A 25309-nucleotide genomic window follows, 5' to 3' on the forward strand; every position below is an offset into this window, starting at 1 on the left:
CCTCGTCCGACCGAGAAGAGCGCGCAGCCGGGGGGCGGTGGTCGCGGCGCTGCTCCTGACGCTGGGCTCGGCCGCTCCGTCCGCCACCGCGGAGCGGCCCGGGCCCGATGCGCTGCAGCGGGACTTCGCCGCCGCGGCCGCCGAGTACTCCGTGCCGGAGAGCGTGCTGCTGGCCGTCTCGTACCTCCAGTCCCGCTGGGACGGGCACGGTGGCGCGCCGAGCGTCACCGGCGGGTACGGGCCGATGCATCTGACCGACGCCCGGGCGGCCCTCGCGGACGCGCCGCATCACTCGCACGAGGGTGAGGATCCGCGCGGGGACACCGCCCGGCCGGTGCCGGCTCCGCGCGTGGCCGCGGACCTGCCGGACCTGTCGGCGCTCCCGGCCCGGCTGCGGACGCTGGAGCGGGCCGCGGCGCTCACCGGGCTCCCGGCGGAGCGGCTGCGCACCAGCCCCGGGGCGAACATCCGGGGCGGCGCCGCGCTGCTCGCCGACGCGCAGCGCGAGCTGGGGCAGCAGCCGAGCGCGGATCCGGCGGACTGGTACGGGGCGGTGGCGCGCTTCTCCGGCGCCGACGACACGGCCACGGCGAGGACATACGCCGACGACGTGTACGACGTCATCCGGTCCGGTCCCAGCCGGGTCACCGACAGCGGCCAGCGGGTCGCGCTGGCCGCCGACGCCGGCGTCCGGCCGGACACGGCTACCGCCGCCGGGCTCGGGCTGCGCACGGTGGACGCCGGTCTGACGGAGTGTCCGCGGTCGGTGGCGTGCGAGTGGATCCCCGCGCCGTACGAGGAGTTCGGCGAGGGGGACTACGGCAACCACGACAAGGCGCAGCGGCCCGGGTCGCAGTCGGTCGACTACATCGTCATCCACGACACCGAGGCGAGCTGGGACACCACCCTCCAGCTGGTCCAGAACCCGGAGTACGTGTCCTGGCAGTACTCGCTGCGCTCCTCCGACGGGCATGTGGCCCAGCATCTGCGGCTCGCGGACGTCGGCTGGCACGCCGGCAACTGGTTCGTCAACGCCAAGTCGATCGGCCTGGAGCACGAGGGCTTCCTCGTCAACCCGGACGCCTGGTACACGGAGGCGATGTACCGGACGTCGGCGCGCCTCGTGCGCTACCTCGCCCAGCGGTACGACATCCCGCTCGACCGCCAGCACATCATCGGCCACGACAACGTGCCGGGCACGGTGCCGTCGACGATCCCCGGGATGCACACCGATCCGGGCCCGTACTGGGACTGGGCGCACTACTTCACGCTGCTCGGCAGGCCGTTCGTGCCGACCGCGGGCCCGGGCGCGGCCGTGGTGACGGTCCGTCCGGACTACGAGAGCCATCGGCCGACGTACACGAGCTGCGCGAAGCCCGGGGACGCGTGCGCCCCGCACGGTTCGGGCGCGGTGCGGCTGCACACGGCGCCGGACGCGTCGGCCCCGCTCGTGAAGGACGCCGGCCTGCGGCCGGACGGCGCGGGCTCCACGGACGGCGTGAACGACACGGGGGCGCGCGCTTCGACGGGCCAGCAGTACGCGGTCGCGGAGCGGCGCGGTGACTGGACGGCGATCTGGTACCTGGGGCAGAAGGCGTGGTTCCACAACCCGCGTTCGGAGCCGACGGCGGTGGGTGCGCGGGCCGCGGTCCTCACGCCGCGGGAGGGCCTCGCCGAGGTGCCGGTGTACGGGCGGGCGTACCCGGAGCCGTCGGCGTATCCGGCGGGCGTCCCGGTGCAGGCCGTGACTCCGCTGCCGTACAGGCTGCTCGCCGGGCAGCGGTACGTAGCCGGTGAGCGGACGCCGGGCGAGTACTACTACGCGACGACGTTCGACACGAGCGGGCACACGGTGGTGCGCGGCCAGGAGGTGTACTACGAGATCCAGTTCGGGCACCGGGTCGCGTTCGTGAAGGCGGCGGATGTGCGCGTGCTGCATCCCTAGCGAGGCGTGTGCGCTGCGGGTTCATCCGCACGGGTGATCACGGCGGTCGCGTGGGCCGGACGGGCGACGGGTAGGGCTGGCCCGTACGCGACCGGTCCGCGCGGCTCGCGCGGACGCACACCGAAAGGCCGGGCACGCATGGCACAGCCCTTCGAACTGCCGGATTTCTACGTACCGTATCCGGCACGGCTCAACCCGCATGTCGATGTGGCGCGGGAGCACACCAGCGAGTGGGCGCGCCGCATGGGCATGCTGGAGGGGTCGGGGATCTGGGAGCAGGAGGACCTCGACGCGCACGACTACGCCCTGCTGTGTGCGTACACCCATCCCGACTGCTCGGCCGAGGCGCTCTCGCTCGTCACGGACTGGTACGTGTGGGTGTTCTTCTTCGACGACCACTTCCTGGAGGTCTTCAAGCGCAGCGGGGACCGGGAGGGCGGCAAGGCGTATCTCGACCGGCTGCCCGCGTTCATGCCGCCGGATGGCGCGCGGGGCACGCCGGAGCCGGTGAACCAGGTCGAGGCGGGGCTGGCGGATCTGTGGGCGCGGACCGTGCCGAGCATGTCGGCGGCGTGGCGGGCCAGGTTCGCGGAGGCGACGGAGCATCTGCTGAACGAGTCGCTGTGGGAGCTCGACAACATCAACGAGGGCCGGATCGCCAACCCGGTCGAGTACATCGAGATGCGCCGCAAGGTGGGCGGGGCGCCGTGGTCGGCGGGTCTTGTCGAGTACGCGGCGGGCGCGGAGGTGCCGGCGCAGGTGGCGGGGGCGCGTCCGCTGCGGGTGCTGCGGGACGCGTTCGCGGACGCGGTCCATCTGCGCAACGACCTGTTCTCGTACGAGCGTGAGGTCCGTGACGAGGGTGAGAACAGCAACGGCGTGCTCGTCCTTGAGACCTTCCTGGGGTGCACGACGCAGGAGGCGGCCGAAGCCGTCAACGATCTGCTGACGTCGCGGCTCCAGCAGTTCGAGAACACGGCGCTGACGGAAGTGCCGGCGCTGTGCGCGTCGCAGGGGCTGGACCCGGCGGAGGGCGCGGCGATCGCCGCGTATGCGAAGGGGCTCCAGGACTGGCAGTCCGGCGGTCATGAATGGCACTTGCGGTCGAGCCGCTATATGAACAAGGGGGTGCGGACCGGGCCGTCGCTCGTCGGCGGGGTGCTCGGCACGTCGGCGCTCGATGTGAGGACGCTGTTCGGGCGTCCGGCGGCGGCGCGGCGACGGAGCCTCACCCACGTGCCGCACCGGCGGACCGGCCCGTCGCTGCTGCCGGACTTCGACTGCCCGTTCCCGCTGACGGTCGGTCCCCACGCGGACGAGGCCCGGCGGCGGTCGGTGGAGTGGGCGGGCCGGATGGGTCTGCTGGAGGACATCTGGGACGAGGAGATGCTCGTCGGTTTCGACTTCGCGCTGTGCTCGGCGGGGCTCGATCCGGACGCCTCGCCGGAGGAGCTGGAGCTCAGCGCCGAGTGGCTGACCTGGGGGACGTACGGGGACGACTACTACCCACTGGTGTTCGGGCGGCCGCGTGATCTCGGCGCGGCGAAGGTGTGCACGGAGCGGTTGAAGGACCGGATGCCCGTCGACGACCCGGCCGCGGGGGCCGCGGGTGCGGTGAGCCCGATGGAGTGGGCGCTCGCGGACCTGTGGGCGCGGACGGCCGGGCCGATGGGCGGCAAAGCGCGGGCCGAGCTGCGCGGCGCGCTCGACGCGATGCTCGACAGCTGGCTGTGGGAGCTGCACAACCAGGCACAGCACCGGGTGCCCGATCCGGTCGACTACATCGAGATGCGGCGTGACACGTTCGGCTCGGGTCTGACGATGATGTTGTGCCGGCTGCGGCACGAGGCGGAGCTGCCGCCGGAGATCCACCGGAGCGGGACGGTGCGGAGCCTGGAGAACTCCCTGGCGGACTACGCGGCCTTCCTGAACGACCTGTTCTCGTACCAGAAGGAGATCGAGGTCGAGGGCGAGGTGCACAACGTCGTCCTGGTGGTGCAGTCGTTCTTCGGCTGCGACTACCCGGCCGCCGTGGCGATCACGGATGATCTGATGCGCTCGCGGCTGCGTCAGTACGAGCATGTGAAGCGGCACGAACTGCCGGTGCTGTGCGAGGACTTCGGGCTGGACGCGAAGGGCAGGGCCGCGCTCGACGCGTATGTGCGGGAGCTGGAGGACTGGGTCGCGGGGATCCTGCACTGGCACCGCAGTGTGCGCCGCTACGGGGAGGGGGACGTGCGGCGCGGCGCCGGTTCGCCGCTGCGGACCGGGGGGCCGACGGCGATCGGCAGGGCGGCGGCGGGGGTGGTGGCGTTGCTGCGGTAGCCCGCGGGTCCGGGTATCCGTGCGGCCTGCCGTTTCGGGTACGGCAGGCCGGCCGGTCGTCCGGTGGATCGGGCGGGCCAGGCGGGCGGGGCGGGTCAGCCCTGCTGGAAGAGCTCCGCGGGCAGCGGCTTGAGCAGCGCGTACAGATCGTCGGTGATGGGGCGGTCCCAGCTGGCGATCGTGACGAGGACGTTGTCGCTGCGGTCGAACTGGACGCAGGAGATCCGGCTCTCGGAGAGCTTGATCCGGCGCACGATCAGCAGGTTGTCGCCCTGCATCACCGGCACGTCCTCGGTGCCGGTGACGGTGACCTCCTCGTCGTTCTCCAGCGCGGCGAGCAGCTGGGCGACCTCGAAGGGGATCTGCCCCTCGGTGAGCTCCCGGGCGGGTGAGCCCTCGGGCAGATTGCCGATGATCATCGCGGGGCCGCGGCCGCCGAACAGGTCGTAGCGGAGGAAGACGCCCTGGCAGCTCCCGTCGGGTGCGGGCAGCAGCCCGGCGCCGAGGTTTCCGGGCCAATCCCCCGGGTCCATGGCCAGGACGTCGAAGTCCGGGCCGGCGGGGGTGGCGGCGCTGCGGCGGCGGAGGAAGGACATGCGGCAATGGTACGTGCACGGGGGCTCGGGACGGGGACCTGGGTGGCCGGGGCCGGCGCCGCGGCCGCCCGCGCGGAGGACGGGGAAGGACCTGCTCCGTGGTGGGGCCCGTCGCGCTCATGGGCCGGTGTGCCGTCCCGGCCGCACGGGACGAGGACCGTCGCAATGCGACGGCTCTCGTACCACCGGCGATGTCCGCCGCCCGTGCTTCCCCGACGGCGGGTATCGCTGCCGGCACGGGCTGTCAGTGGCGAGTGGGAGACTGCCCGGCATGATCGAGTCGAGTGCGAAGGCGGACCTGCTCCGCTATCTGCAAGTCGCCCGTGAGGCCCTGTTGTGGAAGCTCGACGGGCTGCCCGAGTACGACGTCCGCCGTCCGCTGACGCCGACCGGCACGAACCTGCTGGGGCTGGTCAAACACCTCGCCGGTGTGGAGGCGGGGTACTTCGGCGACACGTTCGGCAGGCCGTTCTTCGACGCGCCTCCGCCCTGGTACCTGGAGGACGCCGAGCCCAACGCGGACATGTGGGCCGCTGCCGACGAGTCGCGCGAGGCGATCGTCGGGCTGTACCGACGGGTGTGGGCGCACTCGGACGCCGCGGTCGCCGCGCTGGCGCTCGACGCGGTCGGGCACGTCCCGTGGTGGCCGGAGGAGCGACGCGAGGTGACCTTGCATCACGTCCTGGTGCGTGTGCTCGCCGACACCCACCGGCACGCCGGCCATGCCGACATCGTCCGCGAGCTCATCGACGGGGCCGTGGGAATGTGGGAGGGGAACGCGAGCATGCCGCCGGGCGATCGGACGTCGTGGGGGAGCCACCGGCGCCGGCTGGAGCGCGTGGCGCGGGAAGCGGATCACCGCTGATGCCGTCCGCCGGGCCCGCGGCCGGGCCCGCGACCGCGCGCAGCTCGGCCCGTGGGCCCGCCCACGGGCCGGTTGGTGTCGCGGTCCCGGCCGCGTTCGCAGACCGTCGCCGTCCGGGGGGTCGCGGCGGGTCAGGTGAGGTCGAACTCTCCCTCGCGTGCGTTGAGGACGAAGGCGCGCCACTCGCCCGGTGTGAAGATCAGTGAGGGGCTCTCGGGGCGCCCGGCGTTGCGCATCGCGATGAAGCCCTCGACGAAGGCGATCTGGACGTCGCCCGCGCCCTGGGTGCCCGACCGCCAGTCCGCCTGGCTGAGGTCGAGGTCCGGCTTGCTCCAGCCCGAAAGCGGCTGCTGCCTGGTGATGCTCTCGGCCACGTCCGTACTCCTCCCGGTTCGTCGTCCGCGCTCAGACTAGCGATCGTCGCCGGTCACGGACAGGCCGCGGGGCGTGGCGGAACGTGGTGGCTCAGTTCGCCGGGGGCTCGGCGCCGACGAGCCACATGGAGAAGAACTGCGAGCCGCCTCCGTAGGCGTGGCCGAGCGCCCTGCGGGCGCCGTCCACCTGGTGTTCGCCCGCCTGGCCGCGCACCTGGAGCGCGGCCTCGGCGAACCGGATCATGCCGGAGGCGCCGATGGGGTTGGTGGAGAGCACGCCTCCGGACGGGTTGACGGGCAGGTCGCCGTCGAGTTCGGTGGCGCCGGACTCGGTGAGCTTCCAGCCCTCGCCCTCCGCGGCGAACCCGAGGTTCTCCAGCCACATCGGCTCGTACCAGGAGAACGGGACGTACATCTCGACGGCGTCGATCTCGCGGCGCGGGTCGGCGATGCCCGCCTGGTGGTAGACGTCGGCCGCGCAGTCCTTGCCGGCCTGTGGGGAGACGAAGTCCTTGCCGGCGAAGAGGGTGGGTTCGCTGCGCATCGCGCCTCCGTGCATCCAGGCGGGCGGTCGCGGTGAACGGGCGGCGCCCGCCCGGTCGGTGAGGACCATCGCGCAGGCGCCGTCGGAGGACGGGCAGGTCTCCGAGTAGCGGATCGGGTCCCACAGCATCGGCGATGCCTGGACCTTCTCCAGGGTGATGCCGTGCTCGTGCAGATGGGCGTACGGGTTCTTGAGGGCGTTGCGGCGGTCCTTGTAGGCGACGAGGGAGCCGACGGTGTCGGGCGCACCGCTGCGGCGCATGTACGCGCGCACGTGCGGGGCGAAGAAGCCGCCCGCGCCGGCGAGCAGCGGCTGCTGGAACGGGATGGGCAGCGACAGGCCCCACATGGCGTTCGACTCGGACTGCTTCTCGAAGGCGAGGGTGAGGACGGTGCCGTGGACGCGGGCGGCGACGAGACCCGCGGCGACGAGTGCGGTGGAGCCGCCGACGGAGCCCGCGGTGTGGACGCGCAGCATCGGTTTGCCGACGGCGCCGAGGGCGTCGGCGAGGTACAGCTCCGGCATCATCACGCCCTCGAAGAAGTCGGGGGCCTTGCCGATGACGACGGCGTCGATGTCCGCCCAGGTCAGCTCGGCGTCGTCGAGGGCGCTGCGGGCGGCCTCGCGGACGAGTCCGGCGATGGAGACGTCGTGGCGGGCGGCCACGTGCTTGGTCTGGCCGATGCCGACGACGGCCACGGGCTCCTTAGCGGACATGCGGCTCTCCTTCGAGGACGGCGACCAGGTTCTGCTGGAGGCAGGGGCCCGAGGTGGCGTGCGCGAGGGCGCGGTCGGACGCGCCGCGGTGGATGCGGGCGGCGGCCTCGCCGAGCCGGATGAGGCCGGCGGCCATGACGGGGTTGGCGGCGAGCGCGCCGCCGGACGGGTTGACGGTGACGGTGTCGTCGAGCTTCAGGGCCCTGCGGAGCACGACCTCCTGTGAGGTGAAGGGGGCGTGCAGTTCGGCGGTGTCGACGGGCCGTTCGAAGGCTCCGGCGCGTTCGGCGGCGAGACGGGTGGAGGGCGAGTCGGTGAGGTCGCGCACGCCGAGGCTGTGCGGTTCGATGCGGTGGTCCATGCCGCGGATCCAGGCGGGGCGTTCGCACAGTTCGCGGGCGGTGTCGCCGGCGGCGAGGATCACCGCGGCGGCGCCGTCGGAGACGGGCGGGCAGTCTCCGGTGCGCAGCGGCCGTACGACGTAGTCGCCCTGCGGGCGCGGGCCGCGCAGCTGGGCGTGCGGGTTGGCGGACGCGGCGGTGCGGCTGCGGGTGGCGATCCCGGCGAGTGCGCGTTCGCTGGTGTGCTCGGCGTCGATGAGCGCCTGGGCCTGGAGCGCGGCGACGGCGACGGCGTCGGGCCAGAGCGGGGCGACGTAGTAGGGGTCGAGCTGGCGGGTGAGCACATCGCGCACGGAGCCGGGCGAGGACTTGCCGTACGAGTAGACCAGCGCGGTGTCCGCGTCGCCGGTGAGGAGCTTCACCCACGCCTCGTACAGGGCCCAGGCGCCGTCCATCTCGACGTGCGACTCGGAGATCGGCGGCCAGGCGCCGACGCCGTCGAGGGCCATCGTGAAGGAGAAGGCGCGGCCTGCGAGGTAGTCGGAGGAGCCGGAGCAGGTGAAGCCGATGTCCCCGGTGCGCAGCCCGGTCTGTCCGAGGACGTCGTGCAGGACGGGCATGAGCATCTCGACCTCGGAGAGCTCTTCGCTGCTGCGCCGGTGGCCGGTCTGGGAGAAGGCGACGATCGCGACGTCTCGCATGGCTACAGCAGCTCCTTGTAGGTGTCGTAGTCGGCGTCGGGTTCGCCGGTGGGCCGGTAGTGGTCGGGGTGGCGGCCCCCTTCGGCCCAGACGGGTTCGACGCGCAGCCCCATGCGCACCTGGTCGTACGGGATGCCGGCGATACGGCCGTGCAGGGCGAGGCCGGCGCCGTCGAGGGCGATGTGCGCGTAGACGTAGGGCACTTCGATATCGAGGGTCGCCGGATGACGAGACTTGATGTTGACGATGCAGTACGTGGTGACGGTGCCGCGGGGGCCGACCTCGACCTGCTCGGCGGTGGCGACGCCGCAGGTGGGGCAGGCGCCGCGGGGCGGGACGTACACCTTGCGGCAGGACGGGCAGCGTTCGCCGGTGGTGCGCTGCTCGGCGAGGGCGGCGAGATGGCGGGCCTGGGCGCGGCCGGGGGTGTAGGTGTAGTCGAGGCGTGCGGGGGCGACGATGCCGGTGACGGGGTCCTCGAACGTGCCGCTGTGCTCGCGGGCCCGGCCGGACTCGTCGCCTTCGTACGCCTCGAAGCAGGCGATGTCGGTGATGGCTCCGGTGCGCTCGGCCGCCCAGCGGACACGGACCCGCATTCCGGTGCGTACGGCGTCGGGGCCGGGGGCGTCGAGGGCGTGGAGGAGGGCGCTGTCGGCGCCGTCGAGCCTCACCATGGCCCAGGCGAAGGGGGTCGCGAGCGGCTGGCCGGGGCGGGGCTCGTGGTTCCACGCCCAGGTGGTGACGGTGCCGGTGGCGGCGACCTCCACGAGGTCGCGCAGTTCGTCGGCGGTGTCGGGGTCGTACTCGACGGGCGGGACGAGGACGCGGCCGGCGGCGGTCCTGACGCCGAGGACGGTGCGCTCGCGCAGGCCGGTGAGGAAGGCGGACTGGACGGGGCCGAGCGACCGGGTGAAGGGGAACTCGAGGACGAGGGGTGCGCGGAGCACCTCCGGTGCAGGGGTGGGGGACATGGGGGCTCCTTGGGGTGGGGTGCGGGGCGGGGAGGATCACGCCCGGCGGTAGACGGGGGCGCGCTTCTCCGCGAACGCGCGGGCGCCCTCCTTCGCGTCGGCGGTGTCGAAGACGGGCCAGCCGCGCTTGAGTTCGGCCGCCAGTCCCTCGGTCTCCGTCATCTCCGCGGTCTCGTAGACGGACGCCTTGACCGCCTCCACCGCCAGCGGGCCGCAGGCGTTGATCTGCTCGGCGATGGCGAGCGCCTTCTCCAGGGCGGTGCCGTCGGGGACGACATGGCCGACGAGGCCGATGCGTTCGGCTTCGGCGGCGGTGTAGGGGCGGCCGGTGAGCAGCATTTCGAGGGCGTGGGTGCGCGGGATCTGGCGCTGGAGGCGCACGGTCGAGCCGCCGATGGGGAAGAGTCCGCGCTTGACCTCGAAGAGCCCGAAGGTGGCGCCCGCGCCCGCGACCCGGATGTCGGTGCCCTGGAGGATCTCGGTGCCGCCTGCCACGCAGTGGCCTTCGACGGCGGCGAGCACGGGTTTGCGCGGGCGGTGGTGGCGCAGCATCGCCTTCCAGTGCAGATCGGGGTCGGCCTTGAGCCGGTCGCGGTACTGCTCGCCCTCCATTCCCCTGCCCGCCAGGGCCTTGAGGTCCATCCCGGCGCAGAACGAGCCGCCCGCTCCGGTGAGGACGACGGAGCGGATGCCGTCGTCCGCGTCGGCCTCCAGCCAGCCGTCGTGGAGTCCGACGAGCATCGGCAGCGACAGCGCGTTCTTCGCCTCCGGCCTGTTGAGGGTGAGCACCAGCGTGGCGCCTTCGCGCTGCACGGTGAGGTGTTCCGTACCAGCCATGACCGTCCTCCCGCCTCCCGTCCGCGTACCTGGAACAGGTTGCAGTAGGCCCGGGCCCAGTTCAATAGTTTTCTGACACACAGTCAGATTTCTTGTGCGGGACCCCTTCCCAGTTGTACGCGGCGGCGCTCTAATGACCGCTCCGAGGCGTTGTGCCGTGCGTGCCGGACCGGGGTCAGGAGGAATGGTGGAGTACAACCTTGCCGACCTGTTCGAGTCGGTCGTGGACGTGGTCCCGGACCGCGAGGCACTGGCGTACGCGGACCATCCCGGTACGGGGGCGGAGCGCCGGCTCACGTACGCGGAGCTGGACGCCGCCGCGAACCGGATCGCGCACCATCTCGTCGCCGCCGGGCTGGAACCGGGCGAGCACCTCGGGCTGCACCTGTACAACGGTGTCGAGTACCTGCAGACGGTCCTCGCCTGTGTGAAGGCGCGGCTCGTGCCCGTCAACGTCAACTACCGCTATGTGGCGGACGAGCTGGTCTACCTCTACCGCGACGCGGACCTCGCCGCCCTCGTCTTCGACGCCGAGTTCACGGAGCGGGTCGCGGCCGCGCTGCCGCGGACGGAGAAGCTGCGGCATCTCGTCCGGGTGGGGACGCCGCCCGAGGGGGCGCCGGCGCTCGACGGCTGCACGGCGTTCGCGGACGCGGAGGCGGCCGGCTCGCCGGAGCGCGGTTTCGCGCCGCGCTCCGCGGACGACCAGTTCATCATCTACACGGGCGGCACGACCGGTATGCCCAAGGGTGTGATGTGGCGGCAGGAGGACCTCTTCTTCGCGGCGCTCGGCGGGGGCGCGCCGACCGGGGAGGCGGTGAAGCGGCCCGAGGAGCTCGCCGAGCGGGTGGCGGCGGGCGGTGACGGCATCACGTTCTTCCCCACTCCCCCGCTGATGCACGGCACGTCGACGCTGACGGCGTTCATCGGCTTCAACTTCGGCCAGCGGGTGGTGCTGCACCGCAAGTACGTGCCGGAGGAGGTGCTGCGGACCATCGAACGGGAGCGGGTGACGTCGGTCTCGCTGGTCGGCGATGCGATGCTGCGGCCGCTGATCGACGCGCTGAACGGGCCGCTGAAGGGCACGGACCTGTCGTCGCTGTTCAGTGTGTCCTCGTCCGGCGCGATCATGTCCGAGACCGTGCGCAACCAGTTCAGGGCGCTCGCGCCGAACGTGATGCTGCTCGACAACTTCGGTTCGTCGGAGTCCGGTTTCAACGGTACGGCGACGGACGACTCGGGCCAGGACAGGGGCTTCAGGCTGCGCGTCAACGCCCGTACGCAGGTGGTCGACCCGGTCAGCTGCGAGCCGGTCGGCGTCGGCGAGCCGGGGCGCATCGCCCAGCATGGCCATGTGCCGCTCGGCTACTACAACGATCCGCGCAAGACGGCCGAGACCTTCTTCACGAAGGGCGAGGAGCGGTGGGTGCTGCTCGGCGACATGGCGACGGTCGACGAGGAGGGCATCGTCACCGTGCTCGGGCGCGGCTCGCAGTGCATCAACACGGGCGGCGAGAAAGTCTACCCGGAGGAGGTCGAGCAGGCGCTCAAGGCCCATCCGGACGTGTATGACGCGCTGGTGGCGGGCGTGCCCGACGAGACATGGGGCAACCATGTGGCCGCGGTCGTACAGCTGCGGGAGGGGGCGGCGCCGCTGGACCTGGAGCGTGTGCAGGCGCACTGCCGCACCCGGCTCGCCGGCTACAAGATCCCGCGCCAGCTCGTGATCGCACCGGCGATCCAGCGCTCGCCGAGCGGCAAGGCGGACTACCGGTGGGCGCGGGCGGTGGCGACGGAGGCGGACGCTCGGTAGAGCGTTCCCCCGAGGGCGACGGGGTCGGGCGCCGGCGGCTGGGTCCTGCGTCACAACGGCCTCATATGTCACATGGGTTGAGCAGGACGGTGCGGACCTACGTATTCCCCGGCGGGCAGCAGCCAGCCACCTCCGGAGGATCCCCATGGCCGAAGCCGGCAGCAATGTCACCGAGCTCTTCCGCGCGTCCACGGCGCACAGTCCCTCGTACGCCTCGCTGAGCCGGGTGGCAGGGGACGCACGGTCCATCGTCGACTTCTGCATCCCGTGCAATCCGTACTTCCCGACGCCCGAGATGTTCGAGGCGCTGGGCGAACGGTTGCGGGAGATCCTCACCTACTACCCGAGCAGCGCGGACACGATCACGGCCGAGCTGTGCGCGGTCCTCGGGCTCAATCCGGGGACCGTCGCGATGGGCAACGGCTCGACCGAGCTCATCACCTGGATCGACCACCTGCTGGTGCGGGGATCGCTGGCCGTTCCAGTACCGACGTTCGGGCGGTGGACCGACCAACCGATGGAGACGGGCAAGCGGGTCGACATGTTCCCGCTGCCGGAGTCCCACGGCTTCGCTCTCGACCCCGCCTCCTTCGTGGAGTTCGTCCGCGCACGGGGGTCGCGGACGGCGGTCATCTGCAACCCGAACAACCCGGACGGCGGCCTGCTGCCGCGCCACGGGGTGCTCGCGCTCCTGGACCAGCTGCAGGACCTGGACCTGGTCGTCGTGGACGAGTCCTTCCTGGAGTTCGCCGACGCGGAGGCCGACTCCAGCGTCGTCGCGGACGCCGTCCTGCGCCCGAACACGATCGTGCTGCGCAGCCTCGGCAAGAACTTCGGGCTGCACGGCGTGCGCTTCGGCTATCTCGTGGCCAATCCGGGGCTCGCGGGGAAGGTGCGGGCGGCGCTGCCGAAGTGGAACCTCAACTCCTTCGCGGAGACGGTGGTGTTCATGCTCAAGGAGCACCGGCTGGAGTACGCGCACAGCCTGCGCCTTGTGCAGCGCGACCGGCAGGAGATGCTCTGGCACCTGGGCCGGCTGCCGGGGCTGACGGTCTACCCCTCGCAGGGGAACTTCGTGTACGTGCGGCTGCCGGAGGGGGTCGACGGGGCGGCGCTGCGCGACCGGCTCCTGGAGGAGCACGGGGTGCTGGTCCGCGAGTGCGGGAACAAGATCGGCAGCTCCAGCCGGTATCTGCGGCTGGTGGTGCGGCCGCAGGTGGATGTGCAGCGGCTGGTGGCGGGGCTGGAGCGGACGCTGTACGCGGCGGCGCCGGGCATCGCCCCCGTCCCGGTGCCGCAGGGGCCCGGCCCCATGCCGGCCCATGTGCTGCCGTACGCCTCGGGGACGGCGGCGGTGGACCGGCTGGTGCGGAGAGCGTAGGGACGGCCCGCCGTCTCGTGGCGAGTTGCGTCGGCGCCACCCGCCCCCAGGTGCGCGTGGTTCGCGCGCGGTGCGCCGGTGGGAACGGGCGCCCGGCCCGCGCCTGGAAGCGCGCTCGGCCCGGGTGGGGAACCGCCCGCGCGGGCGGCACCCCCGCGCCGATCACCCGAGCGAACTCGCGGCGCGGACTCCGAGGGGCCGGGACCGTACCGCCGCTCGGCGGCCGCCCGCGCAACCGCACAGACGCGCCCGGCACGGGCGCCCGCGCGGGCAGCCGGCCGGGCCTCCGGGTGTTCGCGTGGCGGTCTTGTGCCACGGCGGGTATCCGCCTGCCTGATCCCTGGTGCGGCGTCAACTCCTGGCTGTGAATGGGGCATCGGCAGCGCCGGCGGCGGCGCCCCGTTCACCGCGCACTGGAGGAGTTGGTACAGCGGATGAGATCCAGATCGAGAACCGCGGCCGTCGTGGCAGCCACCACGGTGGCGCTGCTGGCCACCGGGCTGCCCGCGGCGGCCGCGCCGGACCCCGGGCCCGCGGCCGCGCGTCCTGCGGCGCCGACGGGCGCCGTGCCCGCGCAGCACACCGTCACGCTGGTCAGCGGCGACCGGGTCGCCTTGACCGGCAGCGGGGACGACCTCCAGGTGAGCGGGGTCACCCCGGGCAGGGGCCGCGAGCACATCGCGTTCACCCGGGCCCGGGCGGGCGGCCACGAGTACGTCATCCCGGTCGACGCCACCCAGGCCCTGGCCGACGGCCGGGTGGACCGGCAGCTGTTCGACGTCACGGTGCTCGCCTCGCAGGGGTACGACGACGCCGCGCGCGCCGACATCCCGCTGATCACCACGGCGCAGGCCGGATCCGCGCTGCGCGGCTCGGCGCAGCGGGAGACGTACCCGGCGCTCGGCCTGACGGCCCGTTCGGTGCGCAAGTCCGAGGCGGCGGCTGCCTGGCAGGGCTTCCTCGCCCGCAAGGCGACCCGCGGTGCCGAGCCCGGCAGGCTGTGGCTGGACGCCAGGGTCGAGGCGAGCCTGGACCGCTCCGTCGCCCTGACCGGCGCACCGGCGGCCTGGCGCGACGGCCTCGACGGCAAGGGGGTGAAGGTCGCGGTGCTCGACACCGGCTACGACCCGGCCCACCCCGATCTGAAGGGCAAGGTCACCGCCGAGAAGAACTTCACCTGGGACGAGAGCACCACCGACCTCAACGGCCACGGCACGCACGTCGCCTCCACCGTCGCCGGCAGCGGCGCCGCGTCCAAGGGCCGGTACAAGGGTGTGGCACCCGGTGCGGAGCTGCTGATCGGCAAGGTACTCGACGCGGGCGGCTCCGGCACGTTCAGCGGGATCCTGGAAGGCATGGAGTGGGCGTCGGCCCAGGGCGCCGACATCGTCTCCATGAGCCTCGGCTCCAGCCTGCCGAGCGACGGCAGCGATCCGCTCTCGCAGGCGGTGGAGACCCTGTCCGCCGACGGCGGCCCGCTGTTCGTCGTCGCCGCCGGCAACGACGGCGCGCCGCGCACCATCGGCTCACCCGCCGCCGCGCCGAGCGCGCTGACGGTCGGCTCTGTCACCAAGGACGGCGCGATGTCGTCGTTCTCCTCGCGCGGCCCGGCGCTGGCCGACGGCGGGGTCAAGCCCGAGATCACCGCGCCCGGCAGTGCCATCACCGCCGCCCGTGCCGCGGGCACCCTCGACTCCGCCGCGGACAGCGCGTTCTACGCGACCATCAGCGGCACCTCCATGGCGACCCCGCACGTGTCGGGTGCGGCGGCGATCCTCAAGCAGCGGCACCCCGACTGGGACGCGCGGCAGCTCAAGGCGGCGCTGGTCGCCTCCGCCGACCCGGTCGACGGCGCCGGCGTGTACGACCAGGGCGCGGGCAGCGTGGACGTGCCCGGTGCGCTGGCCGCCCGTGTCACCGCCTCGCCCGCCGCGGTCTCCGCGAAGCTGGCATGGCCGTACACCGGTACGCCGACCCGTACCGTCACCTACCGCAACGGCGGCGCCGAGGACGTGCGGCTGAGCCTCTCGCTCGACGGCAGGGCCCCGGTCTCGCTCGCCGCGCGGCAGCTGACCGTCCCCGCGGGCGGCACCGCAGAGGCGACCGTGCGGATCGACACGGACCGGGCGTCCGCCGGTGCGCACAGCGCCTGGATCACCGCGCGCGGCAGCGACGGCCGCACGGTGCGCACCCCCGTCGGCGTCGACGCGGAGGGTCCGAGCGCCACGCTCACCCTCGAACCGGCCGCCCGGCGGCCCGGTGTCGAGGCGGCGTACACCAACCTGGTGGTGCAGAACGAGAAGACCGGTGAGGCGCAGCTCGTCGGCCTCACCACCGGCCCCGCGGAACTGCGGCTTCCGCTCGGCGACTACCGGGTCTTCGGCGGCGTGTGGGAGTACGTCGCCCACGGCGAGGCGAGCGTGCCCGAGACGTCCGTCGCCCTCGCCCGGCGGGTCTCCCTCACCGGCGACCGCACCCTGACGACCGACCTGTCGGGCGCGAAGCCGGTCACGATGGGCGTGGACGACCCGGACATGCGGCTCAACGAGCGCGGTTCGGCGACCGGCATCGTCTCCTCGACCGGTGCGGGTGAGCCGACCGGGCTTGCCGCGCCGCTCTACAACGGCGCGTACCGGTCGTACGCGGTCGGCAGCGGCCGGATCCCCGGGCTGACGTACTTCTCCGCGGGCTCCTGGGAGCAGCCCTACGTGCTCGCCACGACCGTCGGCGGCGAGGGCGGCCCGGTGGACGTGCCGGTGCGGCTGGTGTCCTGGCAGCGGCTGGAGTGGGACCTGGAGAAGCAGGTCGTCGACGCGGGCAGCGGCGAGGACCTGTCCGGTCTGGAGCTGAAGGACCGGATCGTGCTCTTCCAGACGGGCTGGCCCGTTCCCTGGGACGAGCAGGACCGGCGCTACGCGGCGATCAAGGCGCAGCAGCCGGCGGCGATCCTGATGTCGGGGTACGCGTCGTTCGACGTGGCCGACCCGCCGCTGGGCATCGACGCCCACGGGGTGGCACTGCTGCGCGAGCGGCTCGCCAAGGGCGGGGTGACGCTGCGCATCAAGGGCCAACGCAACGGCGAGCGCACGTACTTCACCTTCCACACGCACGAGGACGGGCTGCCGGCCGGTGCGCACTGGCAGGACCGGCGGCGCGAGCTGGCGCGGGTGGAGCACAGCTTCCGCACGACCGGCTACCCGAACGACCCGAAGGGCGTCTACGGCTGGGTGACGCACCGGGGCCTGCGACTGGCCCAGCAGTCGACGCTGTTCAAGGCGCCGCACCGGATGACGGCGTACTACACGCCGGACGTGCCGTGGACGACGGCCACGTTCGAGTACCTCATCGACGCCGACGGGCCGCTCGGGGTGCAGTACTCGAACCCGACGGTCCACCGCAAGGGCCGCACGGTGAGCGACAACTGGCTCACGGGCCCGTTCAATCCGTCCCTCTCGGTGACCGGTCCCGACGGGCGGGCGCAGGCGACCCGCGACGGGGACAAGCTGCGCCTCGCGCTGCCGATGTTCTCGGACGCGGCGGGGCACCGGTCCGATCCGGCCCGTGACCTGGAGTCGGGGGAGACGGTGCTGCGGGACGGCTCGGGCACGGTGCTGGACCGCAACGACCAGCCCGGCCAGGGCGTCTTCGATGTGCCGGGGCGCGGTCAGTGGTACGAGCTGACGTCGTCGGCGCACCGGGACAACGCGGAGTGGTCGCTGGGCACGAAGGTCACGGACGTCTGGCGGTTCCGCTCGGAGCACACGTCGAGGGAGCGACCGCTGGCGCTGCTGGACACGCGGTACGACATGGCCGGTCTGGACGGTGACAACTCGGTGCCGGAGGACCGGGCGTTCACCTTCGGACTCGGTTTCGGCCGGCAGAGCGGCGCCGGGGGCCGCGCGGACGTGGACCGGGTCTCGGTCCAGTACTCCACGGACGACGGCGCCAGCTGGCTGCCGGCGGATGTCCGCGGGCGGCACGGAGCCCGGCAGGTGACGGTGCCGGCGCTGAAGTCCGGCTGGGTCTCGCTCCGCGTGACGGGCGAGGAGCACGGCGGTGCTTCGCTGACCGAGACGGTCACCCGGGCCTACCGGGTCGGCTGCCCCGAGTACTGGTGCGCGTTCGCACCGGGCTGGCCGCACTGGCCGGCCGGCTGACCGCGCTCCTGATGGGTGACGCTGCGGGTCTGGTGCACGGGCCCGCAGCGTCCGGCGGTCACGGCGTGCCCGCCCCCGGGTGGGGCGCGGACGGTCAGGTCCAGGGGTTACCGGGCGGCCGGGCCGTGATGGTCTTGGGTCGCTGGTACTCGTGCAGGGCCAGGGTGCTCAGATCGGTGCCGGTGCCGGACGCTCCCCTGCCCCCGTGCGGGAGCTCCGCGCTCTGTACGAGATGGCAGTTGAGCCACACCTCCCCCGCGTCGATGCCGTCCGCCAGGCCGAGCCCGGCGCCCAGGTCACGGGTCCAGACGCTGGCCGCCAGGGCTTGCCGCACGCTGTTGGCGAGGGCGAGCGCCGCGTGCGAGTCGTCCGCCTGCTGGACGGTGAGCAGCGGGCCGAAGACCTCCTCGACCACGGCGGGATCGTCCTCGAGGAGGTCGGCGAGCAGCCGGGCCGGGCGCCAGTGGCCCTCGTTCTCGCCGGGACTGGGGGCGATGCCGGCGGTGAAGCTCCGCTTGGCGGCGGACGCGGCGAGGAGCCGGTCGTAACGGGCCAGCTGGGCGACGTTGTTGAGCGGGCCGCAGCAGGTTCTGCGCGCAGTGCGGGCAGGTCACCGTGGGGCCTCCAGAGTGCTCGCGGCCTTGCGCAGCCGGGCCGCCAGCCGCTCCCGCAGGCTCGTGGTGCCCGTGCCGCGCAGGCGCTGTGCAGTTTCGACGGAGTGCAGCGCCGTGGCGAGGGCGCGGTAGTCGGGGGCGTGCCGGGTGAGGGTGCCGAGGCGTGCGTCCCCGGCGGCCGCGGGCCCGCCGGCCGCGCGGCGCTCGGCCTCCCGGGCGGTGATCGCGTAGTCGTCGTGGTCGATGCCGTAGCCGGTGTTGGCGGCCAGGATCGTCAGCGGAGCCGTACCGCGGTTGGCGAAGGAGTGCGGCATCATCTCCGGGATGCGGATCATCGTCCCGGGGGTGAGGGGGATGTCGGCGACCTCGCCGCGGGCGGCGTCGTACAGTCCGCAGGCGGCGTGGCCGAGGCTGAGGACGAAGTGCTCGCCGCCGTGGGCGTGCGGGGTGAAGGCGCTGCGCGGGGCGACGAGGCCGAACTTGACGGTCGCGTTGGAGGGCCGCTCGGGCGAGGTGGCGGCGTCGCCGACGAGGTAGTGCGCGAACTGGCCGTCGTCGATGAAGCGGAGGAGGTCCCGGTCCGGGCCGAGCTCCCGGGCGCCGCCGCGGTCGGCGAGGAGGATGCCGCCGTCAGGGAGCGTACGGTACAGCTCGACGCCGTCCGGCAGGGTGGCCGCCAGCCGGCGCAGCCGCCGGAGCTCCCCCGCGGCCGCTGCGGGTATGCCGTCGCGCGGATTGCCGGACATCGAGCCCCTCCCCCAGTGCCCCACGTGCCCCCGGCGCACACAGTGCCCCTTGTGCACGTCTCGTCCATGGGAGGGCGCTGATCGGCAACACGGTGAGGATGCTGCGCGAACTACCGGCCAACACACGTCGGTTGGCCGGAGGCCGTCCCCGGCAGACCCCGGGCCGGAACCGGCAGCCCGGGGCCCGGGGAGGTCAGTTGGTCGACAGGCCCGCGGCCGCCTGGGCCAGCGCCTCCAGCACCGGACGGAGCAGGGGGTGCGCCTCGGCACCGCGGCGGACCGCCGCGAAGACGCGGCGGGTCGCGGCCGGTCCGGCGACGGGGAGGACGACGGCGTCCTTGAGCTCCATGCCGCGCAGGGCCGAGCGGGGCACGAGGGCGACGCCCGCGCCCGCCCCGGCGAGGGCGACGACGGCGCGGAAGTCGTCGGACGAGTGTGCGAGACGCGGTTCGAAGCCCGCCAGTTCGCAGGCCAGGAGCATGACGTCGTGGCAGGGGTTGCCCGGGTACTGGCCGATCCAGTCGTCGTCGGCGAGCTGGGCGAGCTCCACTCGGGCGGCGCCCGCCAGCGGGTGCCCGCTGTGGAGGACCGCGTCGAAGGGCTCGGCGTAGAGGGGGACGCGCGCGAGTCGGCGGTCGTCCTCGCGCGGGGCGCCCCGGTACTCGACCGCGAGGGCCAGATCGGCATCGCCGTCGAGGACCATCGGCAGGCTCTCGTCGCCCTCGGCGTCCCGCACGCGTACCCGGATGCCGGGGTGCTCGCCGGCGAGCCGGCCGATCGCGGGGGCGAGGACCTCGGCGATGCCGGTCGCGAAGGCGGTGACCGTGACCTCACCGGCCGCGCCGCCCGCGTACGCGGCGAGTTCGGCCTCGGCGCGCTCCAGCTGGGAGAGGACCGCGTTGGCGTGGGCCAGCAGGATCTCGCCTGCGGCGGTGAGGCGTACGCCGCGGCCGCTGCGGATCAGCAGGGTGTGGCCGGTCTCCTGCTCCAGCGCGGCGAGCTGCTGGGAGACGGCCGACGGGGTCAGATACAGCGCTGCGGCCGCGGCGGTCACCGTACGGTGGTCCGCCGCGGCGCGCAGTATGCGGAGCCTGCGGGGGTCGATCACCCGGCCATTGTCGCCCGCGCGTCGACGAAGGCGGCGACCGCCCGCTCCACGTCCTCGGTGGAGTGTGCGGCGGAGAGCTGGACGCGGATCCGGGCCTGGCCCATGGGGACGACGGGGTACGAGAAGCCGATCACGTACACCCCGCGCTCCAGGAGCAGCTCGGCCATGCGGCCGGCCTCCGCGGCGTCCCCGATCATGACGGGGGCGATCGCGTGGTCGCCGGGCAGGATCTCGAAGCCGGCCTCGGTCATCTTCGTGCGGAAGAGCGCCGTGTTGGCGGCGAGCTTCTCGCGCAGGTCGCCGGCGGACTCCAGCAGGTCGAGGACCTTGAGCGAGGCGGCGGCGATGACGGGGGCCAGGGAGTTCGAGAAGAGGTACGGGCGGGAGCGCTGGCGCAGCAGCTCGACGATCTCGGAGCGGGCGGCGACGTAACCGCCGGAGGCGCCGCCGAGGGCCTTGCCGAGGGTGCCGGTGATGATGTCGACACGGTCCATGACGCCGTGCAGCTCGGGGGTGCCGCGGCCGCCGGGGCCGACGAAGCCGACGGCGTGCGAGTCGTCGACCATGACCATGGCGTCGTAGCGGTCGGCGAGGTCGCAGATCTCCTGGAGCGGGGCGACGTAGCCGTCCATCGAGAACACGCCGTCGGTGACGATCAGGCGGCGGCGGGCGCCGGACGCCTCCTTGAGCTTCGCCTCCAGGTCGGCCATGTCGCGGTTGGCGTAGCGGAAGCGGGCGGCCTTGGAGAGGCGGATGCCGTCGATGATGGAGGCGTGGTTGAGGGCGTCGGAGATGACCGCGTCCTCGGCGCCGAGCAGGGTCTCGAAGACACCGCCGTTGGCGTCGAAGCAGGAGGAGTAGAGGATCGTGTCCTCCTGGCCGAGGAAGGCCGACAGGCGCCGCTCCAGCTCCTTGTGGACCTCCTGGGTGCCGCAGATGAAGCGGACGGACGCCATGCCGTAGCCCCAGCGGTCGAGGGCCTCCTTGCCGGCGGCGATGACCTCGGGGTGGTCGGCGAGGCCGAGGTAGTTGTTGGCGCAGAAGTTCAGGACCCCGCCGGGGGCACCGCCCGCGGTGACGGCGACGGAGGCGGACTGGGGGGTGCCGATCACGCGCTCGGGCTTGTGGAGCCCGGCGGCGCGGATCTCGTCGAGGGTGGCGCGGAGGTCGTCGCGTACGGACGCGTACATGAAGGGTGCTCCTAGGGGGCTGGCTGCGGGCGAGTGGTGGGCGTTGCGCCGGGCGCCTCGGCGAGTGAGCCGAAGGGGCGCGTCGCTGTCGAAAGAGAGAACGCGCGGAGGTCCCGAGGAACGAGGGACCGAGCACGATCGACCGTCGACAGGGACTGAAGCGCCGCGGAGGCGAACCGAGCCGCAGAATGCAGCATCACTCATCCCAGCGGAGGATGATCTTGCCGCTGCGGGCGGTGGCGGCCTCGTCGAAGGCGGCGTCGAAGTCCTGGTAGCCGTAGCTGCCGGTGATGACGGGGCTGAGGTCGAGCCCGCCCTCCAGGAGGACGGTCATCGCGTACCAGGTCTCGAACATCTCGCGGCCGTAGATGCCCTTGATGGTGATCATCGAGGTGACGATCTTCGACCAGTCGACGGCGAACTCCTGCGCGGGCAGTCCGAGCATCGCGATCCGGCCGCCGTGCGTCATGTTGCCGATCATGTCGCGGACGGCCTCGGGGCGGCCGGACATCTCCAGGCCGATGTCGAAGCCCTCCTTGAGGCCGAGGGTGCGCTGTGCCGCGGCGATGTCGGTCTCGGCGACGTTGACGGCGAGGGTGGCGCCGGCCTTGCGGGCCAGTTCCAGGCGCGGCTCGCTCACGTCGGTGATGACGACGTTGCGGGCGCCGGCGTGGCGGGCGACGGCCGCCGCCATGATGCCGATCGGGCCGGCGCCGGTGATGAGGACGTCCTCGCCGACGAGCGGGAAGGAGAGCGCGGTGTGCACGGCGTTGCCGAACGGGTCGAAGATCGCGGCAACGTCGAGGTCGACGGGGGTGCGGTGCACCCACACGTTGGACGCGGGCAGGACGACGTACTCGGCGAACGCGCCGTCTCGGCCGACGCCGAGGCCGACCGTGCTGCGGCACAGGTGGCGCCGGCCGGCCAGGCAGTTGCGGCACCTGCCGCAGACGAGGTGCCCCTCGCCGCTGACGAGGTCGCCGACGGCGATGTCCTGGACGTCACTACCGACGGCGGCGACCTCGCCGACGAACTCGTGGCCGATGACGAGCGGCGTCTCGATCGACTGCTGGGCCCAGCCGTCCCAGGAGCGGATGTGAAGGTCGGTGCCGCAGATGCCGGTGCGGAGGACCTTGATCAGCACCTCACCGGGGCCGTGGTCCGGCTCGGGGACGTCCATGAGCCACAGCCCGGGCTCGGCGTGCTGCTTGACAAGTGCCTTCATGACTACGGCTCCAGGCGTGGCGGGAAAGGGCGGGACGGGCGGCTGACCAGGCACGACGACTTCCGGCGCGCCTGTCGGACGACGACGCCCACCAATCTGCCGACCCGTGGGCGTTCAGTCCATCGAGGATTTCTTAAGCGGGCCGACAGCGCAGCTTCACACGCGGGACGCGGCCGGGTCCGCACCGTCATGACGCGGCGGACGTCCGGTCGAGGAAGGCGGCGACGGTGCGGCGGAAGTCCTCCGGGTCGTCGAGCCACGGATAGTGCGCGGCACCGGCCTGGACGGCGACCCTGCCGTGCGTGAACCGCGCGGCGATCTCGGCGGCGCGGCCGGGGGTGGGGCCGCCGTCGTACTCGCCGGCGAGCACGAGCACCGGCACATCCACGGCCGCCAGGGACGTGGCCGTGGCAGCCGGGTCGAAGGCGCCGTCGGCGTAGTAGGCGCTCCTGGCCCGGGGGTTGGTCTGGTGGGCGTCGTCCGCCGCGTGGTCCATGGCGGCGGCGTCCCAGCGGCCGTACAGGAACGGCACGATGTCCGGCCAGAGGTCGTCGAGCGCGGCGCCGGCGAAGTAGGCGTCCCAGGCGGCGCGGCCCGCCTCGTACCAGGGCTCGCCCTCGCGCAGGGCGATGGCGTCGCGCCAGTCCTGTTCGCCGGCCTCGACGCCGAGGGCGCGGGCGCCGGGGGTGATCAGAGCCAGGGAGCGCACCCGGCCGGGGTGGGCGGCGGCGTGGAGCAGGGCGAGGTTGCCGGCGGCCGAGTGGGCGAGGATGTCGGCGCGGTCGAGTCCGAGGTGCTCGCGGAGCGCCTCGACATCGTCGACGAGCCGGTCGCAGCGGTACGTCGCCGTGTCCTCGGGGGCCGCGGAGTCGCCGGTGCCGCGCAGGTCGAGCCGTACGAGGGTCCGGTGGGCGGTGAGCCCGCCGAGGTCGCCCAGGTAGGCCGAGGCCCGCATAGGGCCGCCCGGGAGGCAGATCAGCGGCTCGCCCTCCCCCTCGACGTGGCAGGCGAGCGTAGTGCCGTCGTACGCGCTGAAGGTCGGCATACCGCGATCCTCGCCGGGCCTGCGCGATCACGCCAATGGGTGACGCGGATCCGCGGCCGGATGGGGCCACTGGGGCGCCCCGGCCGGGTGCGGCGGGGTCTGCCGGAGGTCTTGACGCCCGGGGCGGGCGGCTGGATTACTGATCCGGACAGCTCGACCGAATGATCGGTCGCCCGATTTGCGAGTGACACGGGAGTCATCCGAATGACGGACCGGACGGAAGTGACGGCTCTGCTGGACGCGGGCGAGCGGCTGAGCCGCGAGGAGCTCAGGACCCTGCAGCTGGAGCGGCTGCGGGCGAGCCTGCGCCACGCGTACGAGAACGTCGGCTTCTACCGCGAGTCGTTCGACAAGGCGGGGGTGCACCCCGAGGACTGCCGCTCCCTCGGCGATCTCGCGCGTTTCCCGTTCACGGCCAAGAGCGATCTGCGGGACCGCTACCCCTTCGGGATGTTCGCCGTGGAGCAGTCGCGGGTGCGGCGCATCCACGCCTCCAGCGGGACGACCGGCCGGCCCACGGTGGTCGGCTACACGGACGGGGACCTCGACACCTGGGCGGACGTGGTGGCCCGCTCGATCCGCGCGGCCGGCGGCCGGCCCGGGCACAAGGTGCACGTGGCGTACGGGTACGGGCTGTTCACCGGCGGTCTCGGGGCGCACTACGGGGCCGAGCGGCTCGGCTGCACCGTCATCCCGGCGTCGGGCGGGATGACCGCCCGGCAGGTGCAGCTGATCACGGACTTCCGGCCCGAGATCATCATGGTGACGCCGTCGTACATGCTGACGCTCCTCGACGAGTTCGAGCGGCAGGGCGTGGATCCGCGCTCGACCTCGCTGGAGGTGGGGATATTCGGCGCGGAGCCGTGGACCGAGGAGATGCGGCGGGAGATCGAGGAGCGGTTCGCGATCGACGCGGTCGACATCTACGGACTGTCCGAGGTGATGGGCCCGGGCGTGGCGCAGGAGTGTGTGGAGACCAAGGACGGGCTGCACATCTGGGAGGACCACTTCTATCCGGAGGTCGTGGATCCGTTCACCGGCGAGGTGCTGCCGGACGGCGAGGAGGGGGAGCTGGTCTTCACCTCGCTGACCAAGGAGGCCATGCCGGTGATCCGCTACCGGACGAGGGACCTGACCCGGCTGCTGCCGGGGACGGCGCGGGTCTTCCGGCGGATGGAGAAGGTCACCGGGCGCAGCGACGACATGATCATCCTGCGCGGGGTGAACCTCTTCCCGACGCAGATCGAGGAGATCGTGCTCCGCACACCGGGGGTCGCCCCGCACTTCCAGCTGCGGCTGACCCGCGAAGGGCGGATGGACGCGCTGACGGTGCGGGCCGAGGCGCGTGAAGGGGCGACGCCGGAGCGGCGTGAGGCCGCGGCACGGGAGATCGCAGCGGCGGTGAAGGACGGCATCGGGGTCTCGGTGGCGGTGGAGGTGGTCGCCCCCGAGACGCTGGAGCGGTCGGTCGGCAAGATCAAGCGGATCGTGGACCTGCGGCGGACCGCCGCCGGGTGACGCGACGAGGAGCGCACGGCACGGCATGGCCCGCGCCCTGCACCGGCACCGGCACCGGCACCGGCACCGGCACCGGCACGACGCAGCGGGGCGCAGAGGGGCAGGGGACACCACCACCGGGGAGCTGTTCGAGGGCCGGGCGGGCAACCGTCCGGTCCTCGTTCGTCCGCCGTGAAGGCCGTCACATTTTGACCTCCTTTTGCCCGTTTTGATGGATTCTGGTGAGCGGTTTGTGTTCACCGGGCTGTTCCGGCGGCCCGCTGTGGGCGTCGTTACGGGCCACCGACGCCTAGGGA

At 73.0% G+C, this 25309-nt stretch carries 18 protein-coding genes and 1 pseudogene; 7 read left to right on the plus strand and 12 right to left on the minus strand.

Annotation, left to right across the window (positions count from 1 at the left end):
• Positions 1 to 37: 37 nt before the first annotated feature.
• On the plus strand, positions 38 to 1945 hold the full coding sequence (locus KK483_RS00155; RefSeq protein WP_262002682.1) for an N-acetylmuramoyl-L-alanine amidase: 1908 nt from the start codon (positions 38 to 40) through the stop codon (positions 1943 to 1945).
• Between the two features lie 138 nt (positions 1946 to 2083).
• On the plus strand, positions 2084 to 4270 hold the full coding sequence (locus KK483_RS00160; RefSeq protein WP_262002683.1) for a terpene synthase family protein: 2187 nt from the start codon (positions 2084 to 2086) through the stop codon (positions 4268 to 4270).
• Positions 4271 to 4365: 95 nt separating this feature from the next.
• Here the strand turns inward: KK483_RS00160 and KK483_RS00165 are convergent, their stop codons facing one another.
• Complete coding sequence (locus KK483_RS00165) at positions 4366 to 4866, minus strand: hypothetical protein (RefSeq protein WP_262002684.1); 501 nt, start codon at positions 4864 to 4866, stop codon at positions 4366 to 4368.
• A 271-nt stretch (positions 4867 to 5137) separates the two neighbouring features.
• Here KK483_RS00165 and KK483_RS00170 point away from each other — a divergent pair, with 271 nt between their 5' ends.
• Positions 5138 to 5731: a DinB family protein gene (locus tag KK483_RS00170; RefSeq protein WP_262002685.1), complete on the plus strand. Its 594-nt coding sequence runs from the start codon at positions 5138 to 5140 to the stop codon at positions 5729 to 5731.
• A gap of 131 nt (positions 5732 to 5862) precedes the next feature.
• Here KK483_RS00170 and KK483_RS00175 read toward each other — a convergent pair whose 3' ends face one another.
• The 5 genes from KK483_RS00175 to KK483_RS00195 all read right to left on the minus strand — a co-directional run bounded on the left by KK483_RS00175 (position 5863) and on the right by KK483_RS00195 (position 10216).
• A complete protein-coding gene (locus KK483_RS00175) occupies positions 5863 to 6105 on the minus strand; it encodes a DUF397 domain-containing protein (RefSeq protein WP_262002686.1) in 243 nt (80 codons plus the stop codon).
• A gap of 91 nt (positions 6106 to 6196) precedes the next feature.
• Complete coding sequence (locus KK483_RS00180) at positions 6197 to 7366, minus strand: thiolase domain-containing protein (RefSeq protein WP_262002687.1); 1170 nt, start codon at positions 7364 to 7366, stop codon at positions 6197 to 6199.
• Positions 7356 to 8408, minus strand: a complete 1053-nt coding sequence (locus KK483_RS00185; RefSeq protein WP_262002688.1) for a thiolase domain-containing protein — start codon at positions 8406 to 8408, stop codon at positions 7356 to 7358. Before KK483_RS00185 ends, KK483_RS00180 begins: the two co-directional genes overlap by 11 nt.
• A 2-nt stretch (positions 8409 to 8410) precedes the next feature.
• The gene (locus KK483_RS00190; protein WP_262002689.1) at positions 8411 to 9379 is read right to left on the minus strand and encodes a Zn-ribbon domain-containing OB-fold protein; all 969 of its coding nucleotides are present in this window, start codon (positions 9377 to 9379) and stop codon (positions 8411 to 8413) included.
• A 36-nt stretch (positions 9380 to 9415) separates the two neighbouring features.
• Complete coding sequence (locus tag KK483_RS00195; RefSeq protein ID WP_262002691.1) at positions 9416 to 10216, minus strand: crotonase/enoyl-CoA hydratase family protein; 801 nt, start codon at positions 10214 to 10216, stop codon at positions 9416 to 9418.
• Positions 10217 to 10403: 187 nt separating this feature from the next.
• On the opposite strand from KK483_RS00195, the gene KK483_RS00200 reads away from it, so the two are divergent.
• The 3 genes from KK483_RS00200 (at position 10404) to KK483_RS00210 (ending at position 17567) form a co-directional block, all read left to right on the plus strand.
• Positions 10404 to 12029 (plus strand): acyl-CoA synthetase, encoded by a 1626-nt coding sequence (locus tag KK483_RS00200; RefSeq protein ID WP_262009278.1) that lies wholly within the window; start codon positions 10404 to 10406, stop codon positions 12027 to 12029.
• A 145-nt stretch (positions 12030 to 12174) separates the two neighbouring features.
• On the plus strand, positions 12175 to 13410 hold the full coding sequence (locus tag KK483_RS00205; protein ID WP_262002692.1) for a histidinol-phosphate transaminase: 1236 nt from the start codon (positions 12175 to 12177) through the stop codon (positions 13408 to 13410).
• A gap of 434 nt (positions 13411 to 13844) precedes the next feature.
• Positions 13845 to 17567 carry a S8 family peptidase gene (locus tag KK483_RS00210; protein WP_262002694.1) on the plus strand — a complete coding sequence of 1241 codons (3723 nt, stop codon included), beginning with the start codon at positions 13845 to 13847 and terminating at the stop codon, positions 17565 to 17567.
• A 94-nt stretch (positions 17568 to 17661) separates the two neighbouring features.
• Here the strand turns inward: KK483_RS00210 and KK483_RS00215 are convergent.
• From KK483_RS00215 to KK483_RS00240, 6 genes and pseudogenes are all read right to left on the minus strand, one after another.
• A pseudogene (locus KK483_RS00215) lies at positions 17662 to 18150 on the minus strand (aldehyde dehydrogenase family protein); the annotation flags it as partial.
• Between the two features lie 27 nt (positions 18151 to 18177).
• The gene (locus KK483_RS00220; RefSeq protein ID WP_262002695.1) at positions 18178 to 18927 is read right to left on the minus strand and encodes a cupin domain-containing protein; all 750 of its coding nucleotides are present in this window, start codon (positions 18925 to 18927) and stop codon (positions 18178 to 18180) included.
• Positions 18928 to 19120: 193 nt separating this feature from the next.
• The gene (locus KK483_RS00225) at positions 19121 to 20035 is read right to left on the minus strand and encodes a LysR family transcriptional regulator (RefSeq protein WP_262002696.1); all 915 of its coding nucleotides are present in this window, start codon (positions 20033 to 20035) and stop codon (positions 19121 to 19123) included.
• Positions 20032 to 21225 carry a glycine C-acetyltransferase gene (locus KK483_RS00230; protein ID WP_262002697.1) on the minus strand — a complete coding sequence of 398 codons (1194 nt, stop codon included), beginning with the start codon at positions 21223 to 21225 and terminating at the stop codon, positions 20032 to 20034. Before KK483_RS00230 ends, KK483_RS00225 begins: the two co-directional genes overlap by 4 nt.
• 196 nt (positions 21226 to 21421) lie before the next feature.
• Entirely contained in the window at positions 21422 to 22450 is a 1029-nt protein-coding gene (gene tdh, locus KK483_RS00235) for an L-threonine 3-dehydrogenase (RefSeq protein WP_262002699.1), read from the minus strand.
• 187 nt (positions 22451 to 22637) lie between these two features.
• Positions 22638 to 23495: an alpha/beta fold hydrolase gene (locus KK483_RS00240; protein ID WP_262002701.1), complete on the minus strand. Its 858-nt coding sequence runs from the start codon at positions 23493 to 23495 to the stop codon at positions 22638 to 22640.
• A gap of 204 nt (positions 23496 to 23699) precedes the next feature.
• Between KK483_RS00240 and paaK the strand changes: the two genes are divergently transcribed.
• Positions 23700 to 25013, plus strand: coding sequence for a phenylacetate--CoA ligase PaaK (gene paaK / locus KK483_RS00245; RefSeq protein ID WP_262002703.1), 1314 nt, complete (start codon positions 23700 to 23702; stop codon positions 25011 to 25013).
• Positions 25014 to 25309: the final 296 nt, after the last annotated feature.

Origin of the sequence: Streptomyces sp. FIT100, from assembly GCF_024584805.1 — a bacterium.
In the GTDB taxonomy this organism is placed as follows: domain Bacteria; phylum Actinomycetota; class Actinomycetes; order Streptomycetales; family Streptomycetaceae; genus Streptomyces.

Bases quoted from the DNA above. Each gene is read 5' to 3' on its own strand.
- KK483_RS00205 (WP_262002692.1), top strand. From the start codon at position 12,175: ATGGCCGAAGCCGGCAGCAATGTCACCGAGCTCTTCCGCGCGTCCACG.
- KK483_RS00220 (WP_262002695.1), bottom strand. From the start codon at position 18,927: ATGTCCGGCAATCCGCGCGACGGCATACCCGCAGCGGCCGCGGGGGAG.
- KK483_RS00170 (WP_262002685.1), top strand. From the start codon at position 5,138: ATGATCGAGTCGAGTGCGAAGGCGGACCTGCTCCGCTATCTGCAAGTC.
- KK483_RS00180 (WP_262002687.1), bottom strand. From the start codon at position 7,366: ATGTCCGCTAAGGAGCCCGTGGCCGTCGTCGGCATCGGCCAGACCAAG.
- KK483_RS00165 (WP_262002684.1), bottom strand. From the start codon at position 4,866: ATGTCCTTCCTCCGCCGCCGCAGCGCCGCCACCCCCGCCGGCCCGGAC.
- tdh (WP_262002699.1), bottom strand. From the start codon at position 22,450: ATGAAGGCACTTGTCAAGCAGCACGCCGAGCCCGGGCTGTGGCTCATG.
- KK483_RS00240 (WP_262002701.1), bottom strand. From the start codon at position 23,495: ATGCCGACCTTCAGCGCGTACGACGGCACTACGCTCGCCTGCCACGTC.
- KK483_RS00190 (WP_262002689.1), bottom strand. From the start codon at position 9,379: ATGTCCCCCACCCCTGCACCGGAGGTGCTCCGCGCACCCCTCGTCCTC.
- KK483_RS00210 (WP_262002694.1), top strand. From the start codon at position 13,845: ATGAGATCCAGATCGAGAACCGCGGCCGTCGTGGCAGCCACCACGGTG.
- KK483_RS00185 (WP_262002688.1), bottom strand. From the start codon at position 8,408: ATGCGAGACGTCGCGATCGTCGCCTTCTCCCAGACCGGCCACCGGCGC.
- KK483_RS00160 (WP_262002683.1), top strand. From the start codon at position 2,084: ATGGCACAGCCCTTCGAACTGCCGGATTTCTACGTACCGTATCCGGCA.
- KK483_RS00230 (WP_262002697.1), bottom strand. From the start codon at position 21,225: ATGTACGCGTCCGTACGCGACGACCTCCGCGCCACCCTCGACGAGATC.
- KK483_RS00195 (WP_262002691.1), bottom strand. From the start codon at position 10,216: ATGGCTGGTACGGAACACCTCACCGTGCAGCGCGAAGGCGCCACGCTG.
- paaK (WP_262002703.1), top strand. From the start codon at position 23,700: ATGACGGACCGGACGGAAGTGACGGCTCTGCTGGACGCGGGCGAGCGG.